The sequence below is a fragment of the Kitasatospora sp. NPDC001539 genome, assembly GCF_040298565.1.
GTDB lineage: Bacteria > Actinomycetota > Actinomycetes > Streptomycetales > Streptomycetaceae > Kitasatospora.
Genome location: NZ_JBEPAK010000273.1, coordinates 1 through 8,803, shown reverse-complemented (window position 1 = coordinate 8,803; position 8,803 = coordinate 1). Strand labels below are relative to the sequence as shown.

Annotated in this window: 8 protein-coding genes; 3 read left to right on the top strand and 5 right to left on the bottom strand. The window is 75.3% G+C overall.

The genetic code is table 11. From position 1 onward, the window contains the following. Window positions 1-139: 139 nt before the first annotated feature. Complete coding sequence (locus tag ABT247_RS28835; protein ID WP_350748115.1) at window positions 140-820, bottom strand: fasciclin domain-containing protein; 681 nt, start codon at window positions 818-820, stop codon at window positions 140-142. An 89-nt stretch (window positions 821-909) separates the two neighbouring features. Continuing rightward, on the bottom strand, window positions 910-2,553 hold the full coding sequence (locus ABT247_RS28830) for a molybdopterin-dependent oxidoreductase (protein ID WP_350748113.1): 1,644 nt from the start codon (window positions 2,551-2,553) through the stop codon (window positions 910-912). A gap of 425 nt (window positions 2,554-2,978) precedes the next feature. Here ABT247_RS28830 and sigK point away from each other — a divergent pair, with 425 nt between their 5' ends. Continuing rightward, entirely contained in the window at window positions 2,979-3,563 is a 585-nt protein-coding gene (gene sigK / locus ABT247_RS28825) for an ECF RNA polymerase sigma factor SigK (RefSeq protein WP_350748112.1), read from the top strand. After that, window positions 3,560-4,303, top strand: coding sequence for an anti-sigma factor (locus tag ABT247_RS28820; protein WP_350748110.1), 744 nt, complete (start codon window positions 3,560-3,562; stop codon window positions 4,301-4,303). Before sigK ends, ABT247_RS28820 begins: the two co-directional genes overlap by 4 nt. Window positions 4,304-4,326: 23 nt before the next feature. Here ABT247_RS28820 and ABT247_RS28815 read toward each other — a convergent pair whose 3' ends face one another. The 3 genes from ABT247_RS28815 to ABT247_RS28805 form a co-directional block, all read right to left on the bottom strand. Beyond that, window positions 4,327-5,640 (bottom strand): sensor histidine kinase, encoded by a 1,314-nt coding sequence (locus tag ABT247_RS28815; RefSeq protein WP_350748109.1) that lies wholly within the window; start codon window positions 5,638-5,640, stop codon window positions 4,327-4,329. Next, entirely contained in the window at window positions 5,640-6,344 is a 705-nt protein-coding gene (locus ABT247_RS28810) for a response regulator transcription factor (RefSeq protein ID WP_350748108.1), read from the bottom strand. Before ABT247_RS28810 ends, ABT247_RS28815 begins: the two co-directional genes overlap by 1 nt. A 158-nt stretch (window positions 6,345-6,502) precedes the next feature. Then, window positions 6,503-8,089: an alpha/beta fold hydrolase gene (locus ABT247_RS28805; protein WP_350748105.1), complete on the bottom strand. Its 1,587-nt coding sequence runs from the start codon at window positions 8,087-8,089 to the stop codon at window positions 6,503-6,505. A 378-nt stretch (window positions 8,090-8,467) separates the two neighbouring features. Here ABT247_RS28805 and ABT247_RS28800 point away from each other — a divergent pair, with 378 nt between their 5' ends. Continuing rightward, window positions 8,468-8,749: a hypothetical protein gene (locus ABT247_RS28800; protein ID WP_350748102.1), complete on the top strand. Its 282-nt coding sequence runs from the start codon at window positions 8,468-8,470 to the stop codon at window positions 8,747-8,749. Window positions 8,750-8,803: the final 54 nt, after the last annotated feature.

Sequence of the window (8,803 nt, the reverse complement as noted above, 5' to 3'; positions counted from 1 at the left end):
CCGCCCCCCTCCCCCCCCCCCACCCCCCCCCAGCGCCCCCGCCGCCCGCCCCCGCCCCCCGGGGCGGGGGGCACCCCCGGCCGGGTGTCTCCTCCGCCCCCCCCGGGGGGGGCCCCCCCGGCCGGAGCGCTGGGTGCGGTCAGCTGGTCGGCATCAGGACGGTGTCGACGATGTAGACGGTGGCGTTGGCGGTCCGGACGTTGCCGCAGAGCACCTTGGCCGTGTCGTTGACGGTGAAGTCGGGGCTGGTGCCGGTGACGGTGAGGTCGCCGGTCCCGAGGGTCCTGTGCGCGCCGGTGAGGGCGGTGGGCGCGAGGCGCTGGGGGACGACGTGGTAGGTGAGGATCTTGGTGAGCTTGTCCTTGTCGGCGAGGACGGCGTCGAGGTCCTTCTTCGGGATCCTGGCGAAGGCGTCGTTGGTGGGCGCGAAGACGGTGATGTTCTGCGCGGAGTTGAGGGTGTCGACGAGGCCGGCCTGCTTGACGGCGGTCACCAGGGTGGACAGCAGCGGGTTGTTGGAGGCGGCGGTGGCGACCGGGTCCTTGGCCATGCCCGTGAAGGAGCCGGCGCCGTCCTTGGGCACCGCGGCGCAGGCGGTGCCGAACGGCTGGTCGCTCATCCCGGCGCCGGCGCCGGAAGCCGCGCCGTCATCGGCGGACGTGGCGGTGGCGGTGGCGGTGGCGGCGGGGGCGGGGGCGGGGGCCTTGGAAGAGGACGACGTCGCGGAGCCGCCGCTGCTGCAGGCGCCGAGGCTGACCGCGAGCGCGGTGGCGGCGAGCAGCGCGGCGAGGGTGTTGCGGCGGCGGGTGGTGACGGACATGGAAGGGATCTCCTTGTGAGGTGGGCCGGCCGCCCTCGTGGGCGGGCGGTGCCGGGCGGCGCCCGGTGGGACGGGTGGCTGAAGGGTTCTCAGGTGACCGTGACGACGGTGCTGTGCCAGCCGGTGGCGCCCGCCGGGTAGGGGGCGGCCCGGTTCGCGGTCTGGACACTGCCGGTGGCGTCGGTGGCGCGGGCCTCGATCCGGTGGGTGCCGGGAGTCGCTCCGGTCCAGGTGCAGGACCACTGGCGCCAGAGGTCCGCTCCGGCGTCGGCGGCGAGCAGCGCCTCCTGCCAGGAGCCGCCGTCGATGCGGACCTCGACGGCGGCGACGCCGCGGTGGGTCGCCCAGGCGGTGCCGGCGATGGTGACGTCCCCGGCGGGGACGCGGGCGAACGGCGCCGGCACCTCGATGCGCGAGGCGGTGCGGACCGTTCCGGTGCGGTCCCAACCGCGGCGTACCCAGTACGGGTCGTAGGCGGCGAAGGTGGTGACGTTCAGGTCGACGAGCCACTTGGTGGCGGAGGTGTAGCCGTAGAAACCCGGGATGACGCTGCGGCAGGGGAAGCCGTGGGCGACGGGCAGGGCCTCGCCATTCATCGCGACGGCGAGCAGCGCGCGGCGTCCGTCGAGCACGGATTCCAGGGGCGTGCCGATGGTCATGCCGTCCTGGGACCGTCCGACCAACTGGTCCGCGCCGGGGCGCACGCCGGCCCGGAGCAGCAGGGCGGGAAGGGAGGCACCGAGCCAGCGGGTGGTGCCGACGTAGGGGCCGCCCACCTCGTTGGACACGCAGGACAACGTGTGGTCCAGCTCCTCCAGCGGTTCGCGCAGCAACTCGTCGAAGGTGATGAGCAGGGGGCGGTCGACCATGCCGCGGATGTGCAGCGCCCATCGACGAGGGTCGATGCGGGGCAGCGTGAGCGCCGTGTCGACGCGGTAGAAGTCCGCGGTGGAGGTGACGAACGGGGACAGGCCCGGCACGTTCGGGTGGACCGTGGTGGGCAGCGGCGGTAGCGGCGCGGCGGCCGGGGGGATGTGGACGGCGGTCCGGGCGGCGCCGGTGCCGTCGCGGTGGTCGGACAGGCTGCGGCCCCCGACACCGGCGAGGGCCCCGACGGCGATCGTCCCGCCGGTGGCGGCCAGGACGGCCCGTCGGCTAGTGACCACCGGACCGGCGGTCTGATCCTTGCTGCGCCCGTCCTGCTCCGGTGCTTCACCGGGTGCGGTCGGGCGCGTCGCCGCGGTCCTGTCGGTGGCTCGCAGGATGCGGGCGAGGACGTGTGCGGTGAGGGCGCCTGCCAGGCCAGCGACGAGTGCGGGGGCGGCGTCCGCGGTGTCGGCGGCGGGGCGTGCGAGGGCGGCCCAGGTGCCGAGGAGGCCGAAGGCTGCGAAGACCCCCGCGCCGAGGAGCGGCCGGCGTGCTGCGAGCACGCCGGCGAGGGCGGCGAGCAGGGCCGTCGTCAGGTGGATCCCGCCGAGCAGCACTGCTTTGTCATCGGTGCCGAAGGTCCGAACGGCGTACTCCTTGAGCGCAGTGGGCGTCAGGTCGATGGCCGCGGAGCCGACCGCGATGACCGGCGCGGTGTCCGGACCGGTGACGGCGGCGACCAGCTCCCCGGCACCCAGTGCGGCGGCGGCTGCCGCCCAGCCGGTCGCGGCGGCCGTGCCGGCCCGTACAAGCCGATCGAGTCGGGGGCCGCGACGTCCGGGGGACTGGGCTGCATCGTTGCTCACATCCCGCATTCGGCACACCCGCGGTCCCGGATGGGTGGCGGTTCGGTAGGCGCCGATCCGCCCCGCGAAGACCGCTGCGGACGGGCACCGGGGGATCGTGGCCCTGCCCGGGGGATCACGGTCCGGTCCGGCGGATCACGGCCCGGTCCGGCGGATCACGGCCCGGTCCGGCGGAACACGGTCCGGTCCGACGGATCGCGTCACGACCCCCTCGCGTCGGGGCCACGGCTCGGTCCGTGGGGCGGGGCAGCCCGCGATCGAACCGGCAGACCAATCCGGCTCCCCGCGCGCTTCGAACAAGACGTGTCAGTCAGTTCCGTCCACCTCGCCGGGGTGCCGCTCCGGCCATGGCCCTGGAGGCCTGTGATGTCCGCCGTCCGCCCGCTGGGCTCCTCGCCCGCCCGCCGCACCGCAGGCGCGGCGGGATGAGCGCCGTCGTCCACCTGCCCGGCCCGGGGCGGCCGGGCTCTGTTCTGAAGGACCTCCTCACCCAGGTGGCCCGTGGTGACCAGGACGCCTTCTCCCGGCTCTACGACGCCATCGCGGCGCCGGTGCTGGGCCTGGTACGCCGGGTCGTGCGGGATCCGGCGCAGTCCGAGGAGGTCGCGCAGGAGGTCATGCTGGAGGTGTGGCGCACCGCCGCGCGCTACCGGGCCGACCAGGGCGACGTGATGCCCTGGGTGCTGACCATCGCCCACCGCCGCGCGGTGGACCGCGTGCGCTCCGCTCAAGCCGCCGCCGACCGCGACCAGCGCGCGGCCGCGGCGTCCCACACCCCGGCGTTCGACGACGTCGCCGAACAGGTGGAAGGACGACTCGAGCGCGAACAGGTCCGCCGGTGCATGAAGACGCTCACCGACCTCCAACGCGAGGCGTTGACACTGGCCTACTACCGCGGCTACACCTACCCGCAGGTCGCCGAGGTCCTCGGTGCACCGCTGGGCACGATCAAGACCCGGATGCGCGACGCACTGATCCGTCTGCGCGACTGCCTGGGGGTGGGAGCATGAGCACCGCCGACCTGCACACCCTGACCGGCGCGTACGCCGCGCACGCCCTCGACCCCGACGAGAGCGCCGAGTTCGAGCACCACCTGGCCAGGTGCGCGGCCTGCGCCCAGGAGGTCACGGAGTTCGCCGCGACCCTGGCACGGCTCGGCGGGGCCCAGGCAGTGCTCCCGCCGCCGGACCTCAAGGCCCGGGTGATGGCCGCGCTGCCCACGCTGCGCCAGGACGCGCCGCGCACCGCACCCGCCCAGGGGCGCCGTGGCGGCCGGCTCGCCAAGGGTTGGGCGAAACTCGCCGTCGCGGCCTGCCTGGCACTCGCCGCCGGCGCCGGCGGCATCGCCGTGCAGCAGCACCAGCAGGCCGAGCAGGCCCGGGCCCGCGCCGCCGCGCTCCAGCAGCAGCAGGAGCGTTTGGCCGGCCTGCTCACCGCACCCGACGCCCGCACCGTCACCGCGGCCGCCCAGGGCGGGAACGGACTGGGCACCGTGGTGTGGTCGCACAGCCGCGGCCAGGTCGGATTCCTGGCCTCCGGCATGCCCGCACCCGCCGCCGGCACCACCTACGAACTGTGGTTCGACGACGCCGGAACGATGCGCCCGGCCGGACTGCTGCCCACCGGCGACGGCAGCCTGCTGCTCACCGGAGCGCTGGACGGTGCGAGCGGCATCGGCGTGACCGTCGAACCGGCGGGCGGCTCCGCGCACCCCACCACGGCGCCGCTCATGCTGCTGCCCATCACCTGAGCCGGCCGGCCGGAGCCGCCGGCTCAGCCACCGGGGGCCGGCGGCAGCTCGAACCCGACCTCGGCGCCGCCCGAGGGGGCCCCGGTCGCGAAGACGGTGCCGTGGTCGGCGGCGACCAGGTCGTCGACGATGGCCAGGCCCAGCCCCGAGCCCGGCGTGGACTGGGTCCCGGCCGCGCGGTAGAAGCGCTGGAACACGGCCTGGCGGTCGCCCGGGGCGATGCCCGGCCCGTGGTCGCGCACGGCCAGCCGGGTGCCGGTCACCAGGATCTCCACCGGCGTGCCCTCCGGGCTGAACTTGACGGCGTTGCCGACCAGGTTGTCCACGCAGCGCTGCACCGCGCGCGGGCGGCCCAGCACCGGCACCGGCCCGTCGGCGGTGACGGCGATGTCTCGGCCGGTGCGGCGGCGGAAGCGGCGGGCGCTGTCCTCGGCGGCAGTCGGCAGCTCGACCGGCTCCGGGTCCTCCGCGGTCCACTGGTCGGTGGCCAACTCGACCAGTTCCCGCACCAGTTCGTCGAGCGCCACGCTCTCGGTGACCAGCGTGCCGAGGATCTGCTCCTCGTCCGCCGGGTCGAGCCGCCCGCGCGCCCGCTGGAGGAGTTCGGCGCAGCCGCGCACCGAGGTCAGCGGGGTGCGCAGCTCGTGGCTGGCGTCCTGCACCAGGCGCTGCTGCTGCTCCCGGGAGCGGCGCAGCGCGCCGACCATCGCCTCGAAGGCCCGGGTGAGGCGCCCGACCTCGTCCCGTCCGGCGGCGGGCAGCGGCGTCGCCAGGTCACGGGTGGTGGTGATGTGCTCGGCGGCGTGGGCCAGCCGCCGCACCGGGCGCAGGATGCGGCCGAGGACGAGCCAGCTGAGCAGGGCGGAACCGGCGGCCGCGGCGAGGCTGGTCCAGGTGATCCGGAGCAGGAAGGCCTCGTCGACGGCGGCCGCCCCGGCGTAGGTCTGCCCGACCGTCACCGCGCCGCGCCCGTCGGGCAGGGCCCTGGTGAGCAGGCCGTACGGGGTGCCGTCGACCTCAGCGTCCTCCTGGTGGGAGCCCTGCCCGGTGCGGGCCACCTCCCGGGCCCGGTCCGAGACCGGCAGCGCCGCCGCGCCCGGGGTGAGCGGGCGGGCGGTGCCGTCGGGGGCCAGCAGCTGTTCCACGGTGTCGGGCCGGGCGGCCGGGACGCGGTCGAGGTCCAGGGCGCTGACGACGGTGTCCGCCCGGTCCGCCAGACTGCGGTCCAGCTGGTCGGCGACCAGGGTGCTGACGCCGCGGTAGGCGGCGACGACCGGCACGGCGATCGCCAGCAGGACGGAGGCGAGGACCACGAGGCCGATCCTGGCGCGCAGCATCAGGCGGTCCGGGCGGTGTAGCCGACGTTGCGCACGGTGTGGATCAACCGGGACGCGCCGTGTTCCTCGGTCTTGCGGCGCAGGTAGCCGATGTACACGTCGAGCGAGCGCGAGTCGGTGTCGAAGTCGTAGCCCCAGATCCGCTCGTAGATCTGGTGCCGGGTCAGCACGGAGCCCTGGTTGCGCAACAGCAGTTCGAGCAGGTCGAACTCGGTCTTGGTGAGGTCGAGCGGCCGGCCTCCGCGCCGGGCCCGGCGGGCGGAGGGGTCCAGGGCCAGGTCGTCGAGGCCGAGTTCGGCGCCCTCGGTGCCGCCGGGCGGCTCGGTGCGGCGCAGCAGGGCGCGTATCCGGGCCAGCAGCTCCTCGGTGGCGAAGGGCTTGCCGAGGTAGTCATCGGCGCCCGCGTCCAGCCCGGCGACCCGGTCGCCGAGCTGGTGGCGGGCGGTGAGGACCAGGACGGGCAGCCGGTCGCCGCGCCGGCGCAGCATCCGGCACAGGGCCAGGCCGTCCAGCCGGGGCATGACCACGTCGACCACCGCGAGGTCGGGGCGCCGGTGTTCCAGGAGTTCCAGGGCCTCCTGGCCGTCGGCGGTGGTGAGCACCCGGTACCCCTCGAAGCGGAGCAGGTGGTCGAGGGTGTTGCGGACGCCGGGGTCGTCCTCGACGACCAGGACGGTGCGCCGGGCGGCGGTGAGATCTGTCATGGGGTCATCTTCGCTGCGAGCTGGTGGGGTGCGGCCGGGCGGGGGTGGTTCGTCGGCGGACCGGCCGTCCGGGGGGCGCCCTGCGACCGGCCGTCCGGGGAACGGCTGCCCGGGGACGGCCGGGGAAGGGCCGTTCCCCGGACGGCCGTCCGGCGGGGTCAGCGCGGGACCGGGACGACCGGCACCGACGGGACCCGGTTCACGCAGGAGGTGTCGCCGACCTCGCCGGTGCGGATGAAGTGACTGGAGATCCCCACCGCGCAGCCGGTGGACTCCATCTCCGGCAAATGTCCGCTGTTGGGCACCGAGACGAACGAGCTCCGCTTGAACTGGGCCGCTGACAGGCGGGAGTTGGCCTCGGGGGTGTTGGTGTCGAGGTCCCCGGAGAGCACCAGGACGGGGACGTCGGGCAGGTGCTCGAGGTCGGTCGGCTGCGGGCGGGCGGTGCCCCGGCGCGGCCAGTTCAGGCAGTTGTCCCCGCCGTCGGTCTGGCCCGCGGCCCACCCCTGGGCGCTGAACGCCCCGAAGTCGGCCGGGCCGGCGGCGGCCAGCGCGGCGCGGTACTGGCGGCGGCGCTCGGCCACCGGGGCGTCCAGGTCCCAGGCGCGGGTGTAGTCGTTGCAGGTGACGGCCAGGAACGAGGCCTGGTCCTCGGTGCCGGTGCTCTCGATCTCGCTGCGCACCAAGGCGGTCAGCGGTCCCTCGTCGCCCGCGGCCAGCGCGTGCAGGGCGGCGGGCAACGCGCCGAGCAGGCCGGGCCCACCGGGGTGCAGACCGATGCCGCGGGTGGCCGGCTCGTACATCAGGTTCGCGAGCTTGTCCTCGGTCAAGAGCACGGTGCGCCGCTCGCCGCCGACGGCCGCGGTGACCCTGAGCGGGCGGTTGCGCAGCCGCTCGGTGACGGCGGCGAGGTCGTGCACCGCGGTGTCCGCGTCGCAGGAGCCGCTGCGCTCGCAGATCCGGCGCAGCGTCAGGGAGACCTGCTGGGCGCCGGGCCGGGCCAGGGAGTCGAAGGCGACGGGGTAGGCGCCGGAGAGCACCATCTTCTCGACACGCTCCGGATGGCGGTCGGCGTAGACCGGCATCAGGTAGGTGCCGTACGAGAGGCCGTACAGGACCAGCCTCGGAACGCCGAGGCGCTCGCGGGCGGCGTCGATGTCGTCGGCGGTGGCCGCGCTGGTGTAGGCGCGGGCGCGCGGGCCGAGTTCCTCGGCGCAGTCGGCGACGGCCTCGCGCTGTTCGGCCCGCGGGGCCCAGCGGTAGTCCCTCTCGGTGACGTCACAGGGCAGCCGACCGGAGCGACCGGTACCGCGCGGGTCCAGCAGCAGCAGGTCGTAGTCGTCCAGGACACCCTCGAGTGCGCCCGCCACCTGCTCGGCGCGGTCGATCAGGGTCTCGCCGGGGCCGCCCGGGTTGAGCGCCACCGTGCCCAGGGCCGGGCCGGGGCGGCTGTGGCGCACCACCGCGTAGCTGACGCCGATGGTGCCCAAGCCCGGCTCGTCGGCGACCTGCGGGCGGCGCATCGTGGCGCAGTCCACCCGGTACCCGGGCACGGTCGGGCACCAGGCGGGGCGGCCCTCGACGCCGGCAGGGGCGGCCTGGGCGGGGGAGACGGCGGTGAGCGGGAGCACCGCCGTGAGGACGGCCAGAGAGGCGGCGGCCAGGCCGATCCGACGGCCCCGCCCCGACGCGGTGCCGTCGGGACGGGCGGTGGTGGTCGCGGTGGTCATGGTCGAGGTCGTCATCGCTGGGCCTTCTTCCCTGTGCGCTGCGGGCGTTGTGGGAACGACCTTGCCGGGGGTCCGTCAGGCGTTCGGCAGAGCGATGACAAAGGCGTGTAAGAACGTCCACGAGCGGCGGCGGTCCCGGCGGCGGACCGTGCCGGGGGCACCGGGTTCGCGGACAACCTGCCGGGTGCCTCCGGGACTTAAGGCAGCCGCGGCAGCCGGGCTGGAGGTGGGCGGACGCTGTGGGACAGGGCCGCTTCGAGTGATCTCGCAGGGGCCCTCGGCACGTCGACGGACAACGGCCCGCTCGTTCGGTACTCCTGGTCGGGCCGAGTCTGCGGGCGATCCGTACCCGCCGGTACCACCGCCGTGACGAACACAAGGGATTCGACCCATATGAAGCCGGTGCAACGCATCGCTGCCGCCGCCTCCGTCCTCGCCCTCGCGCTGGGCGGTGCCGTGGCACTGGCCCCCGCCGCCGCCGCGACGCCGCAGAGCTGCTTCTACTACCTCCTGGAGAACAGCCCGGACGTCGACCACGAGATCGCGGAGGACGCCTGCAAGGCCGGCGCCGACGGGAGCAAGCAGAGCTTCGAGGAGTGCTACCGGCTCCTGCGCAGCGACTACGTCCCCGCCGAGTTCGCGCGCAACGCCTGCCGCAAGGCCGCCATGGAGTAGCTCGCCCGCTCGGCGCACAGGCGCGGGACGTCGGCTCGTCCGAGGTCCCGCGCC